At 44.8% G+C, this 25,115-nt stretch carries 20 protein-coding genes; 9 read left to right on the top strand and 11 right to left on the bottom strand.

Annotated elements, in window-relative coordinates; all coding sequences use genetic code 11:
• Positions 1–31: 31 nt before the first annotated feature.
• From ACR64J_RS11400 to ylqF, 3 genes are all read left to right on the top strand, one after another.
• Entirely contained in the window at positions 32–769 is a 738-nt protein-coding gene (locus tag ACR64J_RS11400) for a dienelactone hydrolase family protein (RefSeq protein WP_435949776.1), read from the top strand.
• Positions 770–935: 166 nt separating this feature from the next.
• Positions 936–4,001 (top strand): DUF2339 domain-containing protein, encoded by a 3,066-nt coding sequence (locus ACR64J_RS11405; protein WP_435949777.1) that lies wholly within the window; start codon positions 936–938, stop codon positions 3,999–4,001.
• A gap of 75 nt (positions 4,002–4,076) precedes the next feature.
• Positions 4,077–5,030, top strand: a complete 954-nt coding sequence (gene ylqF, locus ACR64J_RS11410) for a ribosome biogenesis GTPase YlqF (protein ID WP_435949778.1) — start codon at positions 4,077–4,079, stop codon at positions 5,028–5,030.
• A gap of 311 nt (positions 5,031–5,341) precedes the next feature.
• Here ylqF and ACR64J_RS11415 read toward each other — a convergent pair whose 3' ends face one another.
• Entirely contained in the window at positions 5,342–6,154 is an 813-nt protein-coding gene (locus ACR64J_RS11415) for a tetratricopeptide repeat protein (protein WP_435949779.1), read from the bottom strand.
• Between the two features lie 202 nt (positions 6,155–6,356).
• Between ACR64J_RS11415 and mutY the strand changes: the two genes are divergently transcribed.
• The gene (gene mutY, locus ACR64J_RS11420; RefSeq protein ID WP_435949780.1) at positions 6,357–7,577 is read left to right on the top strand and encodes an A/G-specific adenine glycosylase; all 1,221 of its coding nucleotides are present in this window, start codon (positions 6,357–6,359) and stop codon (positions 7,575–7,577) included.
• 198 nt (positions 7,578–7,775) lie between these two features.
• Here the strand turns inward: mutY and ACR64J_RS11425 are convergent, their stop codons facing one another.
• On the bottom strand, positions 7,776–8,678 hold the full coding sequence (locus tag ACR64J_RS11425; RefSeq protein ID WP_435949781.1) for an acyl-CoA thioesterase: 903 nt from the start codon (positions 8,676–8,678) through the stop codon (positions 7,776–7,778).
• A 217-nt stretch (positions 8,679–8,895) separates the two neighbouring features.
• Positions 8,896–11,790: an RNA polymerase-associated protein RapA gene (rapA, locus tag ACR64J_RS11430; protein WP_435951072.1), complete on the bottom strand. Its 2,895-nt coding sequence runs from the start codon at positions 11,788–11,790 to the stop codon at positions 8,896–8,898.
• A 343-nt stretch (positions 11,791–12,133) separates the two neighbouring features.
• Between rapA and ACR64J_RS11435 the strand changes: the two genes are divergently transcribed.
• Positions 12,134–13,075 (top strand): D-2-hydroxyacid dehydrogenase, encoded by a 942-nt coding sequence (locus tag ACR64J_RS11435; RefSeq protein ID WP_435949782.1) that lies wholly within the window; start codon positions 12,134–12,136, stop codon positions 13,073–13,075.
• Here the strand turns inward: ACR64J_RS11435 and ACR64J_RS11440 are convergent.
• Positions 13,072–14,649: a flavin-containing monooxygenase gene (locus tag ACR64J_RS11440; protein ID WP_435949783.1), complete on the bottom strand. Its 1,578-nt coding sequence runs from the start codon at positions 14,647–14,649 to the stop codon at positions 13,072–13,074. The two genes, ACR64J_RS11435 and ACR64J_RS11440, sit on opposite strands and share 4 nt — an antisense overlap.
• Before the next feature lie 71 nt (positions 14,650–14,720).
• Positions 14,721–15,434 (bottom strand): RluA family pseudouridine synthase, encoded by a 714-nt coding sequence (locus ACR64J_RS11445; protein ID WP_435949784.1) that lies wholly within the window; start codon positions 15,432–15,434, stop codon positions 14,721–14,723.
• A 291-nt stretch (positions 15,435–15,725) separates the two neighbouring features.
• Here ACR64J_RS11445 and trxA point away from each other — a divergent pair, with 291 nt between their 5' ends.
• From trxA to ACR64J_RS11460, 3 genes are all read left to right on the top strand, one after another.
• On the top strand, positions 15,726–16,052 hold the full coding sequence (trxA, locus tag ACR64J_RS11450) for a thioredoxin (protein ID WP_317200085.1): 327 nt from the start codon (positions 15,726–15,728) through the stop codon (positions 16,050–16,052).
• A 466-nt stretch (positions 16,053–16,518) separates the two neighbouring features.
• A complete protein-coding gene (rho, locus tag ACR64J_RS11455) occupies positions 16,519–17,787 on the top strand; it encodes a transcription termination factor Rho (protein WP_317200084.1) in 1,269 nt (422 codons plus the stop codon).
• 241 nt (positions 17,788–18,028) lie between these two features.
• On the top strand, positions 18,029–18,262 hold the full coding sequence (locus ACR64J_RS11460) for a hypothetical protein (protein ID WP_317200083.1): 234 nt from the start codon (positions 18,029–18,031) through the stop codon (positions 18,260–18,262).
• Between the two features lie 125 nt (positions 18,263–18,387).
• Here ACR64J_RS11460 and ypfJ read toward each other — a convergent pair whose 3' ends face one another.
• Positions 18,388–19,275, bottom strand: a complete 888-nt coding sequence (ypfJ, locus tag ACR64J_RS11465) for a KPN_02809 family neutral zinc metallopeptidase (RefSeq protein ID WP_317200082.1) — start codon at positions 19,273–19,275, stop codon at positions 18,388–18,390.
• Between the two features lie 398 nt (positions 19,276–19,673).
• On the opposite strand from ypfJ, the gene ACR64J_RS11470 reads away from it, so the two are divergent.
• Positions 19,674–20,024, top strand: a complete 351-nt coding sequence (locus ACR64J_RS11470; protein ID WP_435949785.1) for a hypothetical protein — start codon at positions 19,674–19,676, stop codon at positions 20,022–20,024.
• 79 nt (positions 20,025–20,103) lie between these two features.
• Here the strand turns inward: ACR64J_RS11470 and ACR64J_RS11475 are convergent, their stop codons facing one another.
• The 5 genes from ACR64J_RS11475 to pheT all read right to left on the bottom strand — a co-directional run bounded on the left by ACR64J_RS11475 (position 20,104) and on the right by pheT (position 25,042).
• Complete coding sequence (locus tag ACR64J_RS11475) at positions 20,104–20,541, bottom strand: BLUF domain-containing protein (RefSeq protein WP_435949786.1); 438 nt, start codon at positions 20,539–20,541, stop codon at positions 20,104–20,106.
• A gap of 31 nt (positions 20,542–20,572) precedes the next feature.
• Positions 20,573–21,097 (bottom strand): BLUF domain-containing protein, encoded by a 525-nt coding sequence (locus tag ACR64J_RS11480; protein WP_317200079.1) that lies wholly within the window; start codon positions 21,095–21,097, stop codon positions 20,573–20,575.
• Between the two features lie 93 nt (positions 21,098–21,190).
• Positions 21,191–21,796, bottom strand: a complete 606-nt coding sequence (locus ACR64J_RS11485; protein WP_435949787.1) for a hypothetical protein — start codon at positions 21,794–21,796, stop codon at positions 21,191–21,193.
• A 373-nt stretch (positions 21,797–22,169) separates the two neighbouring features.
• Positions 22,170–22,469, bottom strand: a complete 300-nt coding sequence (locus ACR64J_RS11490) for an integration host factor subunit alpha (protein WP_435949788.1) — start codon at positions 22,467–22,469, stop codon at positions 22,170–22,172.
• A 146-nt stretch (positions 22,470–22,615) separates the two neighbouring features.
• Complete coding sequence (gene pheT, locus ACR64J_RS11495) at positions 22,616–25,042, bottom strand: phenylalanine--tRNA ligase subunit beta (protein WP_435949789.1); 2,427 nt, start codon at positions 25,040–25,042, stop codon at positions 22,616–22,618.
• Between the last annotated feature and the right edge of the window lie 73 nt (positions 25,043–25,115).

Raw genomic sequence — 25,115 nt, forward strand, 5'->3', positions numbered from 1 at the left:
AAAATGTTATAACACAAAAAAGGATAATAAAATGTCAATTAAGACTTTTGAGTTAATCAGCACTACCGAAAACAACGTCGAGCTTATTAGCTATGTAGCACTCCCAGAGAGCGCCACAGATGACAACCCAGTTGCAGGTATCATGGTCGCGCCAGAATGGTGGGGCGTGGTCGATCATCCAAAATCTGTAGCTGAGCGTTTAGCAAAAGCAGGCTATGCGGCTGTGGTCATGGATGTATACGGCGAAGGCAAATTGACAGGCGATGCTGCTATGGCCAATATGTGGATGGAGCAAGTACTTGCAGATCAAGACATGCTTATGTCACGTTGCCGCCTGATCTTAAATGACTTTAGCGATCAATTGGCTGTCGATGGTAACAATCTAGGCGCAATTGGCTTTTGTTTTGGCGGTAAAGTCGTCCTCGATATGGCGCGCGAAGGCATGCCATTAAAGGCCGTTGCTAGTTTCCACGGTAATTTGGCACCCAAGCAACCTGCGGACAATAACTTTAGCGCAAAAGTACTCGTCGCTCATGGCGCAGAGGACTCTATGATCTCTATGGATGCGGTAGCGGACTTTAAAAAAGAGATGGACAACGCAGGCACCGATTACACTGTCGATGTCTATGACAATGCCAAGCATGGTTTTACCAACCCACATGCGGACGAGCGCGCTGCCAAAAACGATATCGATTTGGGCTATAACGAAAAAGCGGCGAATGAGAGCTGGGATAAAATGATGGACTTTATGAAAGCTAATTTGTCGTAAGTGAATTGCTAGGGTTTCATTTTCTTAAGACAGAGCAGGGTTATCCTGCTCTGTTTTTTTATGTGTCACAGCATTTTGTATATAAACGAGTTCAAGGAAATTTACCAAGTTGTGTTTATCTTAAAATAGCGTCATCATTAGTTTATTATCAAAAAAGGTAATCGCAATGCTAGGTTGGTTTGGCTTTACTATTTTGCTGCTTATCATCGTTGTGCTGCATAACAAGTTAAATAAGCAACTGCTTGAATTGCGCGGTGACATCTCGCGTCTGCAAATAGAGCTCAATAAGCAAAAAAATACTGCTGGCCATTTACCGCCAAGTACTACCCTTGATAACAATTTGAGTGCTACTAGCGTACCTCCACCGTTACCGCAATCTGCTTTATCTCCTTCACAATCAGCCACTGACTCTAATAATTTAAATGATGAGCCTTCAACTGATGCGTTGTTCGAACAAGTCGCGCTGTTATCTGATCCTGATACTCAATACGATCACACTGACCCTACTTTCATCAAAACGCCAAAGGTTACAGACCCAGACGAGCAATCGTTGCCTATTGTCACCTCCTTATTTCATTCGATTAAAAACTGGTTCTTTGGTGGTAATTTAGTCGTGCGTGTCGGAGTTTTGGTGCTGCTCGTTGGCGTGGTACTGCTACTACGCTTGCTCAGTGACTATATCGAAATCTCTATTGAGTCCAAACTCCTAGCGATCGGAGTGATAGGGTTAGGATTAGCAGGATTGGGGCTTAAACTGGCGAAGAACCGTTTTGCTTATGGTATTACGTTACAAGGCGCAGGGCTGGCTATTGCGTACTTAACGACCTTTTTTGCCTATAGCGTCTATCTCGTGCTGCCAAGTTTGCCAAGCTTTATCGGGCTTGGGCTATTATCCGCTATCACCATCCTGTTAGCCGTACGTCAAAACGCCTTTCCGTTAGCGCTACTCGCCTTGTCTGGCGGGTTTTTTGCGCCTATTTTGACCAGTAACGACACGGGTAGTCTGACTACTTTATTCAGCTACTATCTACTGCTCAACGTGACAATTGCCATCATTGCTCACTACCGCACGTGGAAAGCCCTTAACTTGTTTGGCGTCATTGTGACCTTTGGGCTGGCCTACTATTTGGGTATTAGCTATTGGGGCATCAGTGAGAATTTAAGCACCACTATCGAGACGCAGCGCTGGTCACTGGTGCTACTAGTTGCTCTGCATGTATTGCTTTACTTGTTTGTTGTTATCCGCTACGCGCAGCAAATCATCCGCTATAACGCCAATAGCGAACAAGCGCTTTATAACGATAGCTCTAGCCGTGCCGATAATAGCAACATTAATAACAGCAACCTCAATGGCAATTATTTATTTTCAATAGATACTGGATTATTGTTCTGTGTACCCCTATTAGCCTTTGGATTATTTGCCGCTTTGCTTGGTGATATCGAACACGCTTTGACGATTACCAGTGCCATCCTCGCAGCAGTTTATCTCGTATTAGGTTGGTTATTTATTCGAGGTAGCCAAGGTTATACACTCATTACCGAGGGCATGCTGGCATTAGGGTTTGGCTTTTTAGCCTTAGTGATTCCGCTGGCATTAGATGCCCAGTGGATTGCGTTTGGCTGGTCAGTACAAGGGCTGGCTCTCGTATGGTTTGGGCGGCGCTCCCTGCGGGCATGGTCGGTATTGTTTGGTCTACTATTGCAGCTCATCAGTATCGGCATGCTGATTACGAACCTATTTTTTTCATCTCAAGACTACCCTGCTTTAGCGCTGAGCATCTCTGCGATGAGTTATCTAGCTAGTGTATTTATCCTACGCGCTAGCAACTCGCCTGCCATTTTGGATAGTGCTATAGCGCCTACTGGCGATAACACAACTGGCAATACTGATTTTGATTTGGCATCGACATACGCGCGGCGGATCGGCATCAGCACTCAGGCCGCTAGTCAATGGCTGAGCACTATCAATAGCCAAAGCATAGCCTTTAATCTGGTGTGGCGCAGTCCGCTACTGATACGGTTTTTGACGCTGACTGCCGTTATCTGGGCACTTTATGTATTGATGCTTGATATTGATCAATGGCTTGGCGACTGGTCATTGGCGACGACGACTATCATTGCGCTCTCGGCGTTATTTAGCCTGAGCGTTTATTGGCTCGTCAACCGTTATCACGGGTGGCGAGAGATTAGGCAGCTCACTCACGGACTGCTAATCGTGTTTTATGCGATGCTTATTTTGCAACTGCCGCAAAAGTTTGAGTTTAATACTGTTTGGACGCCGCCGCATTGGCTCATTTTTGCCTTATTACTCATAGGTTGGCTAGTTGCGGGGCAGCTATGGTTAAAGACGTGGCATGATGATGCAACCGATAATCATCAGAGCACAGCTATCACTCAACGCTCGCCTTATCATGATGCCAGTTGGCTGGGTACCGGTATTTTGGTACTAACCGCTGCTGTTCATTATTATCTGCCCAGCTCGCACGGCGTTATCACTTTACTAGTGCCGATTGGTCTGATGACTGCGCTGATAATAGTCGCCTTACAGAGTAGTAAAAACCGTGGTGATAAAATAGTAGCGCCTATTTATTGGTTTGATTGGCATGACGCTTTGATAGGCTGCGCGGTGATATTTGCACCGTTAACCTTGCTTTGGGTCATCATAACTAACCTCTCTTACGACGGGGTAATTTGGAATCTGCCTTATGTACCGCTGTTTAATTTATACGATGTAACGTTATGGCTTATCTTAGCTTATAGCGGGCTGGCTTATTATTTAAGTCAAAACGATTATCCACAAAACGCTGATAACTCTTCTATCACCCCTTTTATGAGCAGACCGTTACTCGTGATTTTGGGACTTATTAGCTTTTCGGTCATCTCTAGTATGCTCATCAGAACGCTACACGCCTTTATCGGTACGCCGCTTTGGGATTATCAGCCTATAGGCGCGTGGCAAAGCGAGCAAGTACAAACGGGCTTGACCATTCTTTGGACGCTCCTTGCCCTACTTGCCACTATTATCGCCAGTCGCGGCTGGCATCGTACGCTTTGGTTTATGGGTATTGGCTTGTTAGGCGTTGTGGTGCTCAAACTCGTCCTCGTCGATCTATCGCAGACCGAGGCGATTTGGCGCGTTATCTCCTTTATCGGCGCAGGCAGTTTGATACTGCTTATCGGTTATCTTGCGCCGCTGCCACCTGATGAGAGTGAGAATACTCTAGCGCCTTGATTTAGAGCAACATGATGTGCGCGATGTAGTAAACTAAACGTCTTTAAAAATATTAACTACAAGGCTGTTGTCTCGATGAATAACCCAAGCATTCAGTGGTTCCCAGGACACATGAACAAAGCCCGTAACGAGATCAAAGAGATCATGCCAGAGATGGATGTGGTCATCGAGGTCATCGACGCGCGCATTCCTTACAGTAGCGAAAACCCAATGGTAGCAGCGCTACGGGGACAAAAACCGGTCATCAAAATCCTGAATAAAGCCGACCTTGCCGACCCCAATCAGACGCAAGCATGGATTGAGTATTTAGAGAGTCAAGATCAAGTCAAAGCCATCGCTTGTGACGATAACAAATCTAGCGAAGTCAAACGCATCGTACAGCTATGTAAGCAATTAATGCCCAATAAAGCAGGCACAGGCAGGCAAATCAAGGTGCTTATTATGGGCATACCCAACGTGGGTAAATCGACACTGATTAACGCTCTTGCGGGGCGCAGCATTGCCAAAACGGGCGATGAACCTGCTGTTACCAAGTCGCAGCAGCTCATCAAAATCGATGACGACATCATGCTCTATGATACGCCCGGCATGCTCTGGCCAAAGATTGAAAACCCAAATTCAGGCTATCGCTTGGCAGCTACAGGCGGCATCAAGGATACCGCGTTTGACTTCGCTGATGTGGCAGGTTACACCGCTGAGTATTTGCTCAAAGCCTATCCTGATCTGCTCAAAGAGCGCTATAAGATTGAGGATTTACCGCAAACCGATTGGGAGTTTTTTGAGGTTGCAGGACACAACCGAGGTCTACTAAAAAAAGGCGGCATCGTTGATACTTACCGTATGTCTGAGATTTTGGTCAATGAGCTGCGCAGTGGCACGCTGGGCCATATTACGCTTGAGACCCCAAAAATGCGCGAGGCGGAGCTATTATTAGTAGAGGAGTTACGCGCACAAGCAGAAGCGAAAAAAGAAGCCAAACTAGAAGAAAAGCGTTTACGTAAGAAGCGTGCGCGCAAGAATCGGAAGTAGCTTTAAAGGATAATTTTAACAAAGTAGCCACTCCCGCTTTTCACTACTATCTGCCAGTCTGTGTGAGGCACTAGCTTAGGTTTGATGTGTCTCTTGCTCCGCGTAGCCTCCTCAAAACCTAGCTATTGCAGCTCACCCAAACCGTCAGTATATCCGCTCCAATCGGGGCTAGCGGTGACATCGCAATTTTTTCACTATCGACCGTAAATGTAGCGTGCTACTTCGTCATTTACTATGAATATGTTCTCAATTTTTGCCGTATAAGTGCACTAATGATTGTATTTATAGTTAATACAGGGTACTAGCGTCTACTATCTCTCATTTAATATTCGATAGTTATCGCAACCCATCTGTTCACCATTATCACAAGCTTTACCAAACCATTCTTTAGCTATACTATGATCTTGCCGTACTCCTTTACCCTTGTCATACATAAATCCTAAGTTATTTTGCGCAAGAGCGGCTCCTTGATTAGCTGATTTTTGATACCATTTAACAGCTTTTGTATAATCTTGACGCACACCTCTACCATTTTCATACATCATACCTAAATTGTATTGAGCATTAGGATGATTTTGAATAGCCGCTTTTTCATACCAATCAAAGGCCCTAGTGTAATCCTGTTGAACCCCTTTGCTAGTTCCATACATAAAACCTAAATTATTCTGTGCAAGAGAATCTCCTTGACTAGCCGCTTTTTGATACCATTCGACTGCCTTCACATAGTTTTGACGCACGCCCTTACCATTTTCATACATAAAGCCTAAGTTGTATTGAGCAAGAGCATTATCTTGATTAGCAGCTTTCTGATATAACTTAATTGCTCTTGAATAGTTTTGTCGTACACCTTTGCCATGTTCGTACATAAAACCCAAATTATTTTGAGCATAAGCATCACCTTGATTAGCTGCTTGCTCATACCATTTAGCAGCTTTAGCATAATCTTGGCGTATACCTTCGCCACTCTCGTACATAATGCCCAAATCATTTTGAGCAATCGCGTCTCCTTGATTGGCTAATCGTTGAGTTTTGTCAAAATCTAACGCCATAGCTGATAAAGACAACATTGCTGTTACTAGAAAAACAATAAATTTTTGTAGTAAGGAGATTTTAAATAATGTCATATTGTGCCTCAAGTTATTTATAGATGAAGTCGTATTTATAAGCATTAATGATACTTTATAAAATAATATATTAGAGCACTAAAGTAGGCAAATTTCATCCGTCTGTTCCATCTAATGCATCCTTGTAGCAATCCTTCCTAAACCCCATAAATGACCTTAGTCATCACCTACAAAATACTATTTTGCTTTACAAGGAATACGCTTGCCTACTCCCTTCTCTCAGCCTGTTACCGCTCTAAACACCTTCGCGCCGCGCCTACTCAATTGGTTTGAAACCAACGGTCGCCACGACTTGCCTTGGCAACAGCATCAAACCGACACGCCCAATCCTTATATCGTTTGGCTATCAGAAGTCATGCTCCAGCAAACGCAAGTGAAGACTGTCCTGCCTTACTTTGCGCGTTTTATGGACTCGTTTCCGACAGTACATGATTTAGCGGCAGCGGACTGGGAGGTGATCGCTGAGCATTGGGCAGGTATGGGCTACTATGCACGCGCGCGTAATTTGCACAAAGGCGCGAAGCAATTGGTTGAGGTTATCGATAAGACTGGCAGTTATCCGCAAACTCTAGAGGGTTGGGAGGCAATATCAGGGGTTGGTCCGTCAACGGCTGGCGCGATTATGGCGATGGGACTCCATAAATATGGTGTGATCTGTGATGGTAATGTCAAACGGGTACTGACGCGCTGGGCTGGTATAGACGGTGATATTACCAAATCCGCCACCACCAAAGAGCTGTGGGCTTTAGCGATGCGCTTAACGCCAAAGGAGGAGTCAGGTCTCTTTGCGCAAGCGATGATGGATATGGGCGCAACGTTATGCGTGCGCCGTAGTCCTGCTTGCTCGTTATGCCCGTTAAAGACGGACTGTATCGCGCACGCTCAAGGTCGCGAAACGGATTATCCGGTCAAAGCCAAAAAACAGCCCAAACCCAGCAAGTTTAGTAATGCGTTATTGATTAAAAACGAGAATGGCGAGATATTATGGCTACAACGCCCTGATAATGGGATTTGGGGCGGACTGTGGAGCTTACCGCTACAGTTTGTAGAGAAGGTTGAGGCTAGCAACTTAGCTAAGTCGTTAGAAGATCAATCGCCAAAAATAGATGTGCGTAGCAATGAAAAATTGTACGAGACTGAATTTACCACCGCCGAGCAAATTGTTAATGAATGGCTAGCAGAGAATGACTTAGCAGCGCAATCAGTGAGTAATACCTTATTAGATGACGCGCCAATTAAACACTCTTTGACCCATTTTCACTGGTATTTACAGCCGCAAAAACTTGACATCAACCTGACGCAAATCATCGATTTAAACGATAAACTTAGTGCAGCAAATATAGACTTTAAGTGGCTAGATAAACAAAAAGCGCAAGATAGTCTAGGACTACCGCGCGCTATGATAAAGATTATGAAGGACTAAGCTAGTCTAAAAAATCCAGCCCACACTCTAAAATTATTGGAGTATAGTCAGTCCATTGTAAAAACAATACGGCGTAACTGATATTAATTTTGCGCAGCATCGAGCAGCGTAGACACAGCACGCAAGGAAAATTGATATCAGTTGCGCGTTAAAATTAAATTTATCTGTTTTATTTAGTATTTACTATACATAAAGCCTTTAGGACTTTGGTACTCGCAGACGCATGAGTCCTTCTTGCTGAACGGTGGCAATGAGACTGCCATCTTGCCAGAACTGACCGTGATTGAGACCTTTAGCATTAGAGGTGGTATCACTCCACATGTCATAAAGCAGCCAATTATTGAGATCAAACGGACGGTGAAAATGCATGGAGTGATCAATACTAGCCGCTTGCAAGCCTTTAGTCATAAAGCTGACGCCATGCGACATGAGCCCGGTACCTACCAGATAAAAATCTGATGAGAATGCGAGTAGTGCCTGCTGAATCGCAATAGGCTGATTACCAAGCTCGCGGATACGTAGCCAGTTTGCTTGTTTGGGTTTGGACGGTTCAGGGTTGATAGGATCACGCGGTTTGACTTGTTTAATCTCGACATGACGACGACGCATAAAACGCGCTTTGAGCGCCTCTGGCACTTTGCCGACGTATTCTTCTTTGAGATCTTGCTCCGAGAGCAAATCCTCAGGCGGCGGATACACAGGCATATCCTCTTGATACTCAAGCCCTCCCTCCATCGGTGAGAACGAGGCAATCATCGAAAAGATAACTTGCTCAACAGGCGCACGGCCTTTGACCTCTTTGTACTGAATAGCGGTGACTTCACGCGCAGATAGACTGCGACCATCACGCAGACGGCGCACTTGATAGATGACCGACTGATTGATATCACCGCCACGCAAAAAATACCCATGCAATGAGTGACAAGGCTTGTCTTCGCCTAAGGTATGCGCGGCCGCCATAATCGCCTGCGCGAGCACTTGCCCGCCAAAAATACGAGAGCCAACATAATCGTGGCTTTTACCTTCAAATACATCAGGACTGACCTCAGTTAAGGCGACAGTCTCTAGCAACTCATCTATAAGTTTTGCATGATCAGGCATGACGATACATTTCCTTTTTTTCTGCTGACCACTATCGGCCTTCGAGAATACTGCGACGCCAGCACTACCTACTGCTAGTCCGTCAAAACCAAGTATAGTAACCAATACTAATGGATTTGACCACTGACTAAAAGACTAGTCATTAGTATAAACCTGACTAGGCCGTGTTCTTATTTTGGTAACAATAGTATCGTTTTTAATATTCTCTATCTTCTACTTAAGGTTTGACTGCGACTAGTACGCGAATAGAATCAGGCACCAAAGACAAGTTTGCCAGTGCTTGCTCACCTTGCGCTTGGAGTTGCTCTAGGCGCTCGATTTCGCTTGGTCGCACATTTGGATTGATGGTTTGTAGGTGTTTTAGGCGTTTGATCTCACGCGTCCACTGCTGGCTAAAACGTGCACTTGCCTGCGCGCCGATCTCCCCGAGCTGATTACGTGCAATCTCTTCAGCTTCATAATAGCGCTGCTCAATGATATCGCCGCGTACCTTGATGACTTGGCGGGCGCGGTTTTTGTCCAAACGCTCAATATGCGGCATGATCATATCACTACTGATACGCGCGGATAGATCACTGCCTTGTTCACTGATAAATACACGAATGTTTTGCGTGGTCAATGTCGCCGGCAAGTTCAATAGTTTGGGCGCAATCGCCTCTACGCGAAAGTTAACCTCCAGCATTACCATACCTTGCGGCATAGCATTGCTTTTTAGCATCGCAACCGTGGTATTACCAAAGGTGCTGGTGCTCGCCAGCTCATAGATGGCTTGCATGAGTGGATGCTCATGAGTGATAAATTCGATATCTTCACGCACAAGCGCCTGCTCACGCTCAAAGGTCAAGCTCATACCGTCTTCATCACCAAGCGGTAGACCATCGATATAGTCACTGATCTCAGTGCTATCGATAGGCGCAATCACCCACGAGCCATCGCGCTGAATATTATGATCGATATTAGCTGAGGCAAAGAAGCGCTCGATAAATTGCGGCAATAGATTATGTCCATCAAACTCATGCATGGCGCTTGCGATACGCCCAGCAACGCGAGGACGGCACGAGTTGTACTCAAGCAAGCGATCACGACCCGCCTGTAATTGCGCCTCAAGTCCCAGGCGCAGCTGCTTAGCATCGGTAATAAGCGTTTGCAGTCTGGCGCGGTTGTCCGCAGTATCCGCCCCTTCTAACAGCGGTTTAAGCTGAGCTATATATTGCTCTTGTACGCTTTGTGCTGTCGGTGATATCTGGCTAAACATATTGAGCGCGTCGTTATACCACTGATACAAACGCTCTTGCGCGGTGCCCTCTACATAAGGGATATGCAGCATGATTTGCTGTGTTTGTCCAATACGATCCAAGCGACCAATGCGCTGCTCGAGCGTATCTGGATTGGCGGGTAAGTCCCATAAGATCAAATCACTTGCAAACTGAAAGTTACGTCCCTCGGAGCCAATCTCAGAGCACAGGAGTATCTGCGCGCCCTCGCTATCAGCGAAGAAGGCAGCGGCTTGATCGCGCTCAAGTAGCGTCATCTGCTCAGTAAAGATAGCCGTCTTGATACCGGCATGCAGGCGCAATACGGCCTCTAAGCTCTCGACGGTAGCACCGCTACGGGCGATAAGGAGCACTTTTTGTTGTTTGAGCGCACCTTTTAAAATATCAATAAGCCACGGCACACGCGGATCATCCTCAAGCCAGCCGCCATCGGGCTGATTTTCCTCGCCCCACAGCTGCTCACGTAACTTACCAGTCGTCTGGTAGCTATCCACCCAAGCCTCAGGCAGTGGCAGCGGATGTGCTTGGCTGCTACGACCATGAAAGCCTTTAACGCTTTCACGAGTATTGCGAAACAAAATACGCCCTGTACCGTGACGATCTAATAGCTCATTTAGTGCGTGCGTGCGCAGCTTATCATCGTCGTTAATAGGCGCAAGCTCATCGAGACTGATATCTAATAACTGACTCAGCGCAGTAATTTGATTATCACTTAGCGGCTTATCTTCTATGAGCACGCCAGCAACGGCAGCTGTTTGAGCAAAAGCGCTTTGACTTGCGATAAACTCGTCTAGATCATCAAAACGATCAGGATCAAGCAGACGCAAACGGGCAAAGTGACTCTGCGCGCCCAATTGCTCAGGCGTGGCGGTGAGTAACATCACCCCAGGCGTCTCTTCGGCGAAATCTGCGATTAGGTCGTATTTTTCATTGCCACCCTGCGTCTCGTCCCAGTGCAAGTGATGCGCCTCATCAACGACCAATAGGTCAAACCCAGCTTCCATCGCTTGATCATACAAGTCAGGGTGATCTAGTAGCAGATCCATACCCGCGATAATACATTGCTCGGTAGCAAAGACGTTTTGCTCAGGGTCATGCTCTTTAATCGCCGCCGTACGCACCAAATCAAACAGCGCAAAGTTCAAGTTAAAGCGGCGGCGCAGCTCAATCATCCACTGATACTGCAAACTATCAGGCACAAGGATGAGCACGCGCTCAGCTTTTCCTGTGAGCAGCTGCTGATGGATGATGAGTCCCGCTTCAATGGTTTTACCCAGTCCCACCTCATCAGCGAGCAGGACACGCGGCGCGATACGTTTGCCGACTTCGTGCGCGATGTAAAGCTGATGCTCAATAATGTCGACGCGCGCCCCCATCAAGCCTTTGAGCGGGTGACCTGCCAGCGCCGCTTGCATACGCAAGATATCTTGGCGCAGCTCGTACCAATCTCCGCGCTCAATGCGCCCTGCGAGCAGACGCTCAAGGGGCTTAGCAAGAGTGATATTGGCGGCAAGACGGGTTTCCATAATAGGCTTGATTGCGCCCTCGCTATTATCCTCAACACCATATTTGAGCACGCCCATCACTTCATCCACACGATTTACCGTATAGGTTTTGCCGTCTTGATCGCAGATACTATCGCCGACTTTAAACACCACGCGCGATAGCGGTGCAGAGTTTTTGGCATAGACGCGCGTCTCCTCGCTTTGTGGAAACAAGATATGCACGCAGCGATCATCGAGGTCGATGACCACCCCTAACCCAAGCTCAGACTCGGTATCAGATAGGTAGCGTTGGCCAACGGCAAATTCGGTACTGTGTAATGCAGCGGTCGTCATAGTCATAAGGCGGTATCTTTTGTACTTGAGTAATAAATAGTAGATGATGGCGGCTATTTTTGCGAACAAGACTTATAAGGTAAAAAATGAAATATTTGCTTGTGTCAAAATGGCTCATCATTATATAGCGTTAGCGGCTAGATGAGTGCGCAGTATTGCGTTTTCAAGAGCATATCTATAAGGAGTATTACTGGTCGGTTAAATAGCTTTTTAGACAATCTACTACTATAAAATCTCTATAGCTATACGATTTTGAATTTTTCGTTTTATGTCAGCCATGCTACATTAAGGCCTACTAAACCAAGCTTAATAATGATAAATTAATAATAAATAAGGAACCTGTATGAAAGCTGTTTTTTTAGACAAAGGTACCTTCTCTGAAGGTATCGACTTGCCCGCACCGACAGGCGTCAGCGACTATATTACTTATGACAATACGCCAGCGGACGCCTCTATCATCATTGAGCGCTGCCAAGATGCGGACATTATCTTAACCAACAAGGTGCAAATCAATGCTGAGGTTATTAGTCGTTTATCTCACCTAAAGCTCATTCAACTGACGGCTACGGGTATGAATAACGTCGATCAAGACGCTTGTGATACCCATAACGTGACGCTTTATAATGTCGCCGGTTACGCAGTCAAAAGCGTACCTGAACACACCTTTATGCTGATGCTAAACGCTATGCGTGCAAGTCTTCATTATCATCAAAAAGTCGCTGATGGCACATGGCGTGATGACGGTAATTTTTGTCTGCTCGATATACCGCTTATCGATTTAGAAGATAAAACACTAGGTATCATTGGCGTTGGTACTATCGGCAAACGCGTGAGTGAGATTGCTCGCGCCTTTGGAATGACCGTGCTGTGGGCTGAGCATCAAGGGCGCACGCCTCGAAGTCAGGAATATACGGCTTTTGATGATGTTTTAGCTAGAGCTGACGTGATTAGTTTGCATTGTCCATTAAACGAAGACACCCAGCATTTGATCAATGCAGATACACTCACAAAAATGACCCGCAAGCCCCTACTCGTTAATGTAGCGCGCGGCGGTATTGTCGACAGTCAGGCCCTCGCTACTGCCATTAATAATGAGCAAATTATCGGTTATGCAAGCGATGTGTTCGAAGAGGAGCCTATCGCCGATAATGATCCGCTACTAGGTCTAAGCGAGCACCCACGCGTGATCTTTAGCCCGCATAACGCTTGGGGCAGCGAGAGCGCACAAAAGATGCTGTGGCAAATTTTGAGTAAACAAGTCGCTGATTTTATCGAAGAATATTAGCGATTAAAGTGTAACCAGTCATCCTTGATACGACGATATTTTAGCATCACCCGATCGGTTACATAATTATTAGTCACGCGCCAAGGATAACGATTCCCTTGTTTGGGTAGCTTGTCTTTGGCGCGCTTGACGTAGCCTGCTAAGAGAGAGCCAAGTACGGTATCAGGCTGTATTTTTACTTTGCTATCTGCCTGAGCACAGACGACTTGATAGCGATGACGACTCATATAACTGAGCAGCCTAATAACATACTGGCAGGCCAAATCTATCTTAAGCGTCCACGACGCATTGGTATAGCCGAACATCACTGCCATATTGGGTATCCCCTCTAACATCACCGCTTTGTACGTCATGCGCGAGCCGACATCAACCACTTGCCCATCGATATATAGCGCCGCCCCGCCCAATACTTGTAGATTTAGTCCTGTTGCTGTAATGATAATATCAGCATCTAAGTGCTCACCTGATAGCAGTGCAATACCTGTCTGGGTAAAGTGGCTGATTTGGTCGGTGACGATAGTGGCGCTATCACGGCGCAGCGCTTGAAACAAATCACCGTCTGGCACCGCACATAGGCGCTCATCCCACGGATTATATTTGGGCATAAAATGCGCAATATCGACATCGCTACCTTCTAGCTCTTTTTGCGCGCCCTTTTTTAGCAGTGATTTCATAAATTCAGGCGCGCGAACAGCCAGCTCATATAGGCTGCGCTGCCTGACGATATTACGCGTGCGCAGTACTTTATAAGCCTGCTCCTTTGAGAGCGGTGAGAATCTACCAGATAGCCAATCAATACCATGATCATCCCCTGGCACACTTGCCACATAAGTTGGCGAGCGCTGTAGCATAGTGACATGACGCGCGCTTTGCGCACTATTTTCGTCCACTAGCGCAGGTAGCAACGTCATCGCCGTCGCCCCGCTACCGATGATAACGATTTTCTTATCGTCATAATCAGTATCTTGCCAGTGCTGCGGATGTACGATTTGACCTTTGAAGTCCTCTTCATTTTTGAAGTGTGGTCGATATCCCTGCTCATAATCATAGTAGCCTGTAGCACCGACGACGAACTTTGCGCTCAAAGTAAATACGTTACCGTCCACATGGTTCTTAATAATGACAGACCACAGTTGATCCTCACTTGACCAAGATAATTGTCTGACCTCGTGTTGATAGCGGATGTGCTCGGTGACATTGAACTCGCGTGCCGTTCTGGCTAGATACGCTTTAATATCACGGCCCTTAGCCAGTACTCTATGATCCAGCCAAGGCCGAAAACTATAGCCAAAGGTTAGCGCATCAGAGTCGGAGCGGATACCTGGGTAAGTAAATAAATCCCACGTCCCGCCTAGATCAGCGCGCTTTTCTAACACTATAAAGCGCTGTGTTACCTTTGCTTGCTGCTTGCTCTTTTTTGTAGACTTTGGGCGAAACAGAGGTTTATTTTTCGCTTGCTGTAAGCGGCAAGCCATATCGATACCTGCGATGCCAGCGCCAATGATCAGTACATCATAATCTGCTGCTAGCGCTGCCTTTTTTTGATTCTTTATTCTTTTAAATATCGCTGTCATCGTTTAAACCTTATTGTTGTTTTTGGCATAGTCTTTGTAATTACAGATAAAGAGTATCTGCATGCAACACTTTAAAAAGGACTTGGACTCTCCCAATCCATCCAAGCGCCTAGGACAGGATGCTTTAGGCGCAGATGCTCGGCATGAAGATTGAGCCTTGGCGCAACAGTTAGCGCTGAGCCTTCGGCATAGATAGGATCACCGATAATGACGTGACCGACATGCACCATATGCACGCGCAACTGATGACTGCGACCTGTCACGGGTTTGAGTGCGACTCGAGTGACTGTCTGCCCCTGACATACCTCAAAATCCAACACCTCATATAGGGTCAGCGCATGTTTTGGCCAGTCACGATCGACGATATGGCGCGGCTTGAGCGTTGGCTCATAGCGAACAGGCGCTGATATCTCGCCTTTTGCACCGACCTCTTGCCACTTGCCAAACACCCTAGCTTGATACTTTTTTTGCGGTAAGCGCTCAATAAACTGCTTACTAATATGCGTCTGCGCAGCCGCGTTTTTGGCAAATATCAGTAGACCTGAGGTATCCATATCTAGTCTATGAATGAGCTTTACCGCAGGATTGGCGCGCTCAAGTCTGGCAAGCAAACTCACCTTTAATGTCTTACCATCGACACTCAATAGTCCAGCGGGCTTGTCCACTACCCAAATATCATCGTCCTCATAGACAGTAACGTCATTGGCAAATTGTTGAAAAAATTCAGGCGGATAGGCGATTTCTTGCGCATTAAGCGCAGCGATACTAGCATCAGAGAAAAACATAAAGGTCAGTTACTTGTATTGAGAGATTAAAGATAATATAAAGTACATGATATTTGAGAATTAATATAAAAGATAAGGCAATGCGTGACAGACAGCATACAACCTGTACTTTTGTGTTTCGATTTATTGTATCAATAGTAATTGTTAGCCAATTCAACCTACTTGTGTCTGTCAAGAATGTGCAAACATGCTAATATAACTAGCCTATTACATATTATAAGTCATCACTCTACTGATTACTTAATCACCATCTTAGATGATTTTACCGATAATAAAATAAGAGAGAATATTATGTCAGACCTAATCGTAAACACTACCGATGCCAATTTTGATCAAGATGTATTGCAAGCCGACGTCCCTGTACTTGTTGATTTTTGGGCCACTTGGTGCGGTCCTTGTAAAGCGATCGCCCCTATCTTAGAAGACTTGGCAAGCGAATACGAAGGCAAAGTCAAAATCGTTAAGGTGGATGTTGATAATAACCCACAAGCGGCGAGCCGTTTTGGTATTCGCAACATTCCAACGCTATTTGTCTTTAAAGACGGCGAAAAAGTAGACTCAGTGATGGGTCTGCAGCCTAAAGGCGAGCTGGCCAAAGTATTAGACAAGCATCTATAATCTTATTATTAGCTGCATCGTTAATTTATAAAAAAGCCATTATCTGTCATAGATAATGGCTTTTTGGTTGTCTTTTATACAAAAAAATGGATTATAAGACTTTTTTAGCAAAAATAATTGACAATACCCTGCCATTAACCGTATAGTCTGCTGACAAGAGAAACGCAGCCGTTTTTCTAGGTTCCTTATCGTTATTCTCTTCGTGTTGTTACCACAAAACACCGCTGTCTTTATGACCAGCAATCAATACAAAATAATACCTACGACGACAATTGAGCTCTGCTATAGACTCTCATCTATTTTCTATTGCCTAGCTTTTATACGCTGTACTCTAATACTTCTTATATGCTATAGCCCCAAACGCTTATTTTGTGCATGATATCGCTATACTACTCTTGCTTTAATCAACTTTGCGGACTACGCCACATCTGGCCCTCCCGCTCGATAAACTGCTAATGACCTCTCTATGAATTTAACTGAATTAAAGAAAAAATCAATCGCCGAGCTGTTGGCTATCGCCAAAGAGATGGGTCTTGATAATATGGCGCGTAGCCGCAAACAAGACATTATCTTTGCTATCTTAAAGACTCATGCTAGAAACGGCGAAGCCATTTATGGTGATGGCGTTTTAGAAGTGCTTCCAGACGGTTTTGGCTTTTTGCGCTCCTCTGAGGGCTCTTATTTGGCAGGACCTGATGATATTTATGTCAGCCCTAGCCAGATCCGCAGATTCAGTCTAAAGACTGGTGATAGTATCGCAGGTACTATTCGTCCACCAAAGGATTCTGAGCGTTATTTTGCCTTATTAAAAGTCGGCGAAATCAACTTTGATACTCCAGATCGCTCACGTCACAAGCTTATCTTTGAGAATTTAACCCCACTATTTCCAACCGAGCAGCTCAAGCTTGAGCTTGGTAATGGTACTACCGAAGATCTGACCGGTCGTATGATTGATCTAATCGCCCCTATTGGTAAAGGCCAGCGCTCTATTATCGTCGCCCCACCAAAAGCGGGTAAAACGGTACTGTTACAATCTATCGCCCAATCCATCACACGCAACAATCCTGAATGCTATTTGATCGTACTCTTAATCGATGAACGTCCGGAGGAAGTGACAGAGATGGAGCGTACAGTACGCGGTGAAGTTGTGGCATCAACCTTTGATGAGCCGCCACAGCGCCACGTTCAAGTCGCTGATATGGTCATCGAAAAAGCCAAACGTTTGGTTGAGCACAAACAAGACGTAGTCATTTTGCTCGATTCGATTACTCGTCTGGCCCGCGCTTATAACACCGTTATTCCGTCATCAGGCAAAGTGCTCACTGGTGGTCTTGATGCCAATGCGCTTGAGCGCCCAAAACGCTTTTTTGGTGCAGCGCGAAATATCGAAGAAGGCGGCAGCTTGACTATCATCTCAACTGCTCTTATCGATACGGGTAGCAAGATGGACAGTGTTATCTTTGAGGAGTTTAAGGGTACGGGTAACCAAGAGATTACCCTTGAGCGTGATTTGGCTGAAAAACGTGTCTTCCCAGCGATTAATATCAAAAAATCAGGCACCCGCCGCGAAGAGCGCTTGATGGATGAGGACATGCTGCGCAAGGTTTGGATATTACGCAAACTACTCCAACCTATGGACGGCGTGCAAGCGACTGAGTTCTTATTAGATCGCCTAAAAGAAGTCAAAACCAACGATGAGTTCTTTGACAAGATGAAGCGTAAACCACAAAGCTAAGTGGCTACGTCTATGCATCAAAGCGTAACTAAAAAGGATTGCTTGCTGCAGTCCTTTTTTTAAGTTTAGGCTACCTGCATGCGACACATACTGGAAACAACACTTACAGCCTATTAGCAAAGAGTAGCGTTTTTACTACGACTAAAGAGAAGGTTAGCAGCTACTATTGGCTATAGTGAATACAAGCTTATTATCATGATAAGCTTTGTACTTTAATTTTGATACTTTGAGAGGTAATATTATGAAATTCGCTAAATCTATGGCAATGACAGCAATGGTCAGCTCAGCACTCGTCATGACGGGCTGTAACTCAGGTCCTTTTGGTAATGCAAGCAACACCGCTAAAGGCGCGACTGCTGGCGCGGCAGCTGGTGCTCTTATCAGAAGCAAAGGCGATAGCAAAGATATCGCTCGCGGCGCACTAGCTGGCGCAGCTATTGGCGGTGCTGGTGGTTATATTCTTGATAACAACTAAGATTTAAACACTTGATGTTTAAATGATTAGTATTTAAATAACTATAAAAAGCCTGCAATATATTGCAGGCTTTTTTATGGATAACGTCTATAGAGAGGTCAATGATAGAGATAACAATGATTGCGCTATAATCCACCACTAAAGGTATCACAAGATTGAATATTGCCTGATTCAAGACCACGAGTAAACCAGCTAACCCGCTGTTGACTGCTGCCATGAGTAAAGTTGTCAGGAACTACTGCCCCGCCACTCGCTTGTGCTAGGCGATCATCACCGATTTGACTGGCTGCATTCATAGCCTCGTCAATGTCCCCTGGCTCCAAAAACTGTACGCGCTGCTGATTACGATTGGCCCAAACGCCAGCGAAGCAGTCGGCTTGTAGCTCTTGTAGTACAGATAACTGATTGGCCTGTGCTGTTGTGACCTGACGGCGAGCCTCATTGACTTGTTGCGAGATACCCAAAAGCGTCTGCACATGGTGACCCACCTCATGCGAGATGACATAAGCTTGCGCAAAGTCGCCCGCTTTACCTTGGTTATCAGTATCCCCTGAACCTTGCTGATCGCCACTAATACCTAAATTGCGACGCATCTCTACAAAAAACGAGGTATCTAGATAAATAGTTTGATCCCCTGGACAGTAAAAGGGCCCTGTGGCTGAGGTGGCACTACCGCAAGCCGAGCTTACTTGACCTTCAAATAGGGTTAACGAAGGCTCTTTGTAGGTACTACCCGCCTCGTTAAATATCTGATGCCATACGGCTTCTGTATCTGCTAATACTACTTTGACAAACTGAGTATCTCGGTCGGTACTTGTCGCAGGTTCAGTAGAGGTGCTATTACCGCCACCTGTGACTACTTGCCCCGTTTGTAGCGCGGTCATAGGATTGACCCCAAATACTAGCCACAAGATTCCAGCGATAATAATACCTCCTATACCGCCGCCTATCATCTTGCCGCCGCCGCGACTACTGCGAACATTTGAGCTGCCACGCCTATTTTGCCATTTCATAATTGTGTCCTTAAATAAAAGATAGGGGCAACTGTCAATTGATAACTCTTTATACTACAGTCGCTGGTATTATTATTTGATGTTTTTTATACTTATAGTGAAGAGGTTAATAGTAGTAGATCATACAATAAATCAAATCAATATATTATTTCACTTTCGTAGAAACTCACTTGCTTAATATGAGCCGATAAGCCTTTAATAGTATAGGCAGTAAGTAGCAAATATTACCACTTATTTTATTGTTACTTAATTGTAAAGCCTATTCCTATTTAGATAGAAAAGATATAGAATGCGTGAAAGCTGAGTAGCTGCAACTAAGAGTAGTTGATATTCGATATTTCGAATATTCAACTTTTTATTGTTGCTATTAAACATTTCATTTTTCTGGAGAATACCCTATGAACCTTAAATTACTTGCACTTGCTGGTGTTATGACTGCTGCTATGGGCTTAACTGCTTGTGATAGCAATACTGAAAACGCTGCTGAAGATTTATCTGACGCACAAGAAGAAGTACAAGACGCTCAAGAAGAGCTAAACGAAGCTGCTGCTGATGGCGAAGTTGTACCTGCTGATGCTGAAGCTGCTGTTGTCGCTGCTGAAGCTGACATCGCTGAAGCTCAAGCTGCTACTGCTACTGACGAGATGGATGCTGAAGTACCTGTAGACGGTACGACTACTAGCATGGACGTCGCTAGCGAAACTGATCCAGCCGTTGCTGCTTCTGACGAAGTTGTTGTTGTTGAGTAATAGTCGTTATTGCTAATTGTTGCAATGATAACTACGAAAAAAGAGAGCGAAAGCTCTCTTTTTTTATGCCTGAATGTTTTTAAACTTTTTGCGCATTAAGATCACGCATCAGATCACTTGCAGCCTCTGCACTCAAAAGATACGGATTAAAATCTATAGTCGTTGAGTACTTGAGATAAATAGCAGCATTGTCTTGCGTAGGTGATGCATAGTTCATTGACCACTGGGCCCACTCTCTATGTTTGAGCTCATGAGTTTCAAGAACTTGCAAATCATGGTGGCGTTGATCTGCCATCAAACTATACAGCAACCGATTGATCTGCGCTCTTGGTCCCTCAATAGTCTGCAAAAAGTAATTCTTATTAAAGATAAGCATACCAGTGATACCATTAGCAGCATTATTTTGCTGCGCTTGCTGCAATATCTCGTTGAAGTCTTTAGCTGAGACATCAGGATTTGCGCGGCTAGCATAAGTCATGCTCACCAGAATATGAGCATCTGAAGTAGATTGAGCCATGGGTTGTCCTCTTATAGATTATAAAATTTAGTTAGCTGATTGAGAACCAAGATTTTTTCTTTTTCGGTGCATTTAGCGCCTCTTGTTCTTGTTCATCAAGTGCTGATAATGTATCGATCAATAACATAATTTGATTAGTGCTCATCAGATACGGATTAAACTGCGTTCCTGTAGAATATTTGAGCGCTAAGCTTTTATTTTCATCACTTGGAATGAGGTATTTCATCGACCACTTATTCCAGCGTCGTTGTTCAACCTCGGAGCATTCAATGATCTGCAACGAAAAATGACGATCATCTTTGACCAATTTTCTCAATAATTCATTGATTACGGGTCTTGAGCCTTCAATACTTTGCAAAAAATAATTGTGATTAAAAACCAATGCGCCCGTAATACCATTGCGCTCATTATTCTGCTGTGCTTGCGCTAAAATACGCGTCACCTCACCATTTTCGTTATGATTGTTGTAGCGACTAATATAAGTGAGGCGCAAAATAATGTGCTCACCGTGTAGCCTTTGTGCGTTTTGCGCTTGTGAAAGCTCAGCCAATTCCATAAAGTACTCCAGTTCATTCGATCATATTTGTTTGGGTGTTACAGCAGCGTCACACATAACTGCAATTTAGATGCCAGGACTTTTGCCTAATAATTAGCGTCTCATTTTTTTGATAAAATCATCCATACCTCGTGCTAATTTTTCACTACTTGAGCTTTTGATGTCTTGAGCTAAAGCCATCAATTGCGCGGTATCATCGCATTGCTCTAAATTCAACAGATAACCCCAGGCTTCTTGTGGCGGCGCGTTTTTTTCGATATAGGTAGCTAAATCTGATTTCAACATATCATAATTGGCATCTAACGCTTTAGGCTTAGGCGCATTGCCTATAGCGGTCAGATCATCTGGATTTTGAGTATTAAACGTTCGCTCAAACTCAGCTTCGCTATTTTGTATATTTGGTCTAGCAATAGGAGAAGGTCTTGAGACTTCTTGTACGCCAGTAGACGCTGCATTTTTTGCGGCGCCAGCAACTTCGATACAATCAAACTCCAAAAGTAGCTCAAATAATGGGGTTACGCCGCCAAAACTTGCAAACATTTTGCTTTGATCTAAAGTATCTAAGTAGTTTTGATAGGTTCTTTTGCCATCAATCATAATCAGCAAAGTTCTAGCCTCTCGCGGCAATACCCCTATGCTATGATTTTTGATTTCATCGCGACCTATTTCACTTTTTTGAAAAACATCACCATATTTCATTTTATACATCCAATATCAATGTTAAGAGCAGCGTTGTTATATCAAAACGCTGTTTAAACTAAACTGTAAACTACAGAGCACAATACGTGCCAACTTTTGTGTCTCAGGCGTTCATTAGCCAAAGGCGAATTTTAAATTTAAAACCATAAAGACAAATAGCTATTGTATTTAAATCAAACTACAAGATTTAATAGCTTTAAAACAAACTTAAAATGAATAATTATAATTATTATTAAAGTAGCATAAAAAAAAGCAACCTACACTAAAGACTTAATGTAGGCTACTTTTATAAGTATGAGAGGTCAAAAGAGTATGATAGAAGGTGTGCGCAGAGTACTAATATTGTCAAACAACGCTATAAGTCAACGGATGACTAGACTTCGAGTAAATGCTCATCGACTTTTTGACGAAATTTTTGCCCTGTCTTAAAGGTAACTACTCGGCGGGCTGAGACAGCAACAGGCTCTCCTGTCTTAGGATTGCGCCCTGGTCGACTGTTTTTGTCTTTTAGCTCAAAATTGCCAAAGCCTGAGAGCTTGACTTCACGTCCCTCAATTAAGTTGTCAGCCAGCTCATCAAAGAAATTCTCTACTAAGCAGCGCCCTTCTTGACGTGTTAGGTTCATATGACTCATCAAATGCTCAATCATGTCAGATTTTGTCAGGGTACTCACAATATAGCTCCTATGTTAGCGCTAATGGGGTGGTCAAAATATTGTCTATTACCTACTATTATAAAGGATTTTAGTTGGCTTTTTAATAAAATCCTTTATTAATAAATAGTTAGCTATTTTTGATGATTAAAACGGATAGTTGACTCTTAACTATCGCGTAGCTGGACAGCGTGCTGCTCAGTGAGCGCTTGCACAACTTTGTCAGTCGTCGTTTTTACGTCCTCATCAGATAACGTTTGCATGCTATCTTGCCATATTAAAGCAAAAGCGAGTGAGCGCTGATTTGCTGGTACTTTGTCGCCTTGATAGACATCAAACAGCCACATATCACTCAATAGCTCACCTGCAGCGGCGCGTATCGTTGACTCTAGTGTTTGTAAACTGATATCGCTATCTACCAAAATAGCGATATCGCGTCGTACCTGCGGAAATTTGCTAGGGGTATCAATGGCATGTTGCTCCCGAGCAAGTGTCAATAACGGTGCTAGTGACAATTGCGCGACCCAAGTCGCAGGTAGATCTAGCTGCTTTGCGGTATTGGGATGTATCTGGCCTATCCAGCCGATGTATTTATCATCGATATACAGCTTAGCGCTTTGTCCTGGATGCAAAAAGGATAGCTGACTGCGCTCATAGCGAATGCGCGCTCTGTCAATTTGCGCTGGCAATAACTGCTCAATATCGTATTTGATATCATAAAAGTCTAAAGCACGGTTTTGATACGCTTGCTCATCCCAAACATCACCTACAGCCACCAGAGCAATACTTGGCGTTTGAACCAAATCGCTAACACTTTGACCGACAAAACTTAAACCCGTCTCAAAAAAACGTACACGTGGCTGCTGACGATTGAGGTTATATTGCACACAAGGTAATAAGCTGGACAGCAAAGTACGGCGCATGACGGCTAAGTCGCTAGAGATCGGGTTAGCAAGAGCCAACACTTCTCCTAATGCTTCATCATCAAGCACCGCTTCTAATTTTGCATCACTAAAGCTAAAGCTAATCGCTTCCATGTAGCCATTATTAACGAGTGCCAGCTTCATCTCATGCGTAAGATCTGCGGTATCGTCATAATCCATACTCACTTGTAAGTGCGGCAAGACGCTTGGAATATTATCATAACCATAGATACGAGCGATCTCTTCGATTAAATCCTCGCGGATACTCATATCAAAACGATACGAGGGCGGCGTGCAGATTAGAGCATCTGCTTGCTGCTCTACCTCAAACCCTAATTGGGTCAGGATACGCACCATGACCGCAGGCTCAATCTCAATACCGATGACATCACGTACTTTATTAATTGGCAAAGAGATGGGCGCACGTGCTGGCAGGTTGTCGCTACTTTCTGCTTTTACGATGTGTCCTGCTTGAGAGCCCGTGACACTGGTAATCAAATCAGTAGCACGTGCCAAAGCAAGCGCTGGCAATTCAAAATCGACACCGCGCTCAAAGCGTTGTGAGGCATCGGTATGCAAACCAAAACGGCGCGCGCGTGCAGCGATGGCTAATGGATTAAAAAAGGCACTTTCTAGGACAATATTGGTGGTGCTATCAGTGACACTACTACGCTGACCGCCCATGATACCCGCGAGTGCAAGCGCGCCTTTATCATCCGCAATAAGCAGCTCATCACCGGTTAAAGTAATGGTTTGTTCATTGAGTAAGGTAATCGTCTCTTGTGGCTGTGCTAAACGTACCACAATATCGCCTTCTATCTTATCAGCATCAAACGCATGTAGCGGTTGACCGAGTTCCATCAATACATAATTGGTCACATCAACCAAGAAGTTATGCGAGCGTAATCCCGACTGTACGAGCGCATCAGTCATCCATTTCGGTGTGTCGATGCTACGATCAATGTTACTAATTGATTGTAAGAGATAGCGTGGGCACGCCTCAACTGCGCTCACCGTTACGGCTGGCGTAGTATGATCAGTATCGTTATCCGTCAATGCGCTATTAGCAGGAATCTCTAGCTGCTGCATAGGCAAGTCATTAATGACTGATATCTCGCGTGCAATACCACGTACGCTAAAGCAATCACCGCGGTTTGGCGTGATAGAGATATCGAAGATTTGATTGTCTAAACCTAAGTATTCACGGATATCCATGCCAATCGGCGCATCAGCTGGTAGCTCAAGCAAACCGTCAATATCGTTAACCAAATCAATTTCAGATGCACCGCATAGCATACCGTTAGAATCGACACCACGTAAGTTGCCATTTTTAATTTTAAAGCCTGCTTTACCATTACTGGCGTCATCGCTTGGCAGTATGGCACCAACGGTTGCGACAGGCGCTTTCATACCGACAGTGACATTGGCCGCACCGCAGACGATCTGTAGCGGCTTAGCACCGCCAATATTGACCTGCGTGACGCGCAATTTATCAGCATCAGGATGTGGACGGATACTGATAACTTCGCCAACGACAACGCCTGAAAAGGCACGGGCAACCGCAAAACGATCATCAATCTCAAGCCCTGCCATAGTGAGTTGTTCGGCCAATTGCTCACTGCTATTGTTGGGGTTTACCCACTGACGTAGCCACTGTTCGCTAATTTTCATAAATATCTCGGATTGCAATTTATAATAAAGATTTTGAATTAAAGGTTGGCACATTACCTTGTTTTATAACCAA

It is taken from the genome of Psychrobacter sp. DM8, assembly GCF_051307025.1.
Classification (GTDB): Bacteria; Pseudomonadota; Gammaproteobacteria; order Pseudomonadales; family Moraxellaceae; genus Psychrobacter.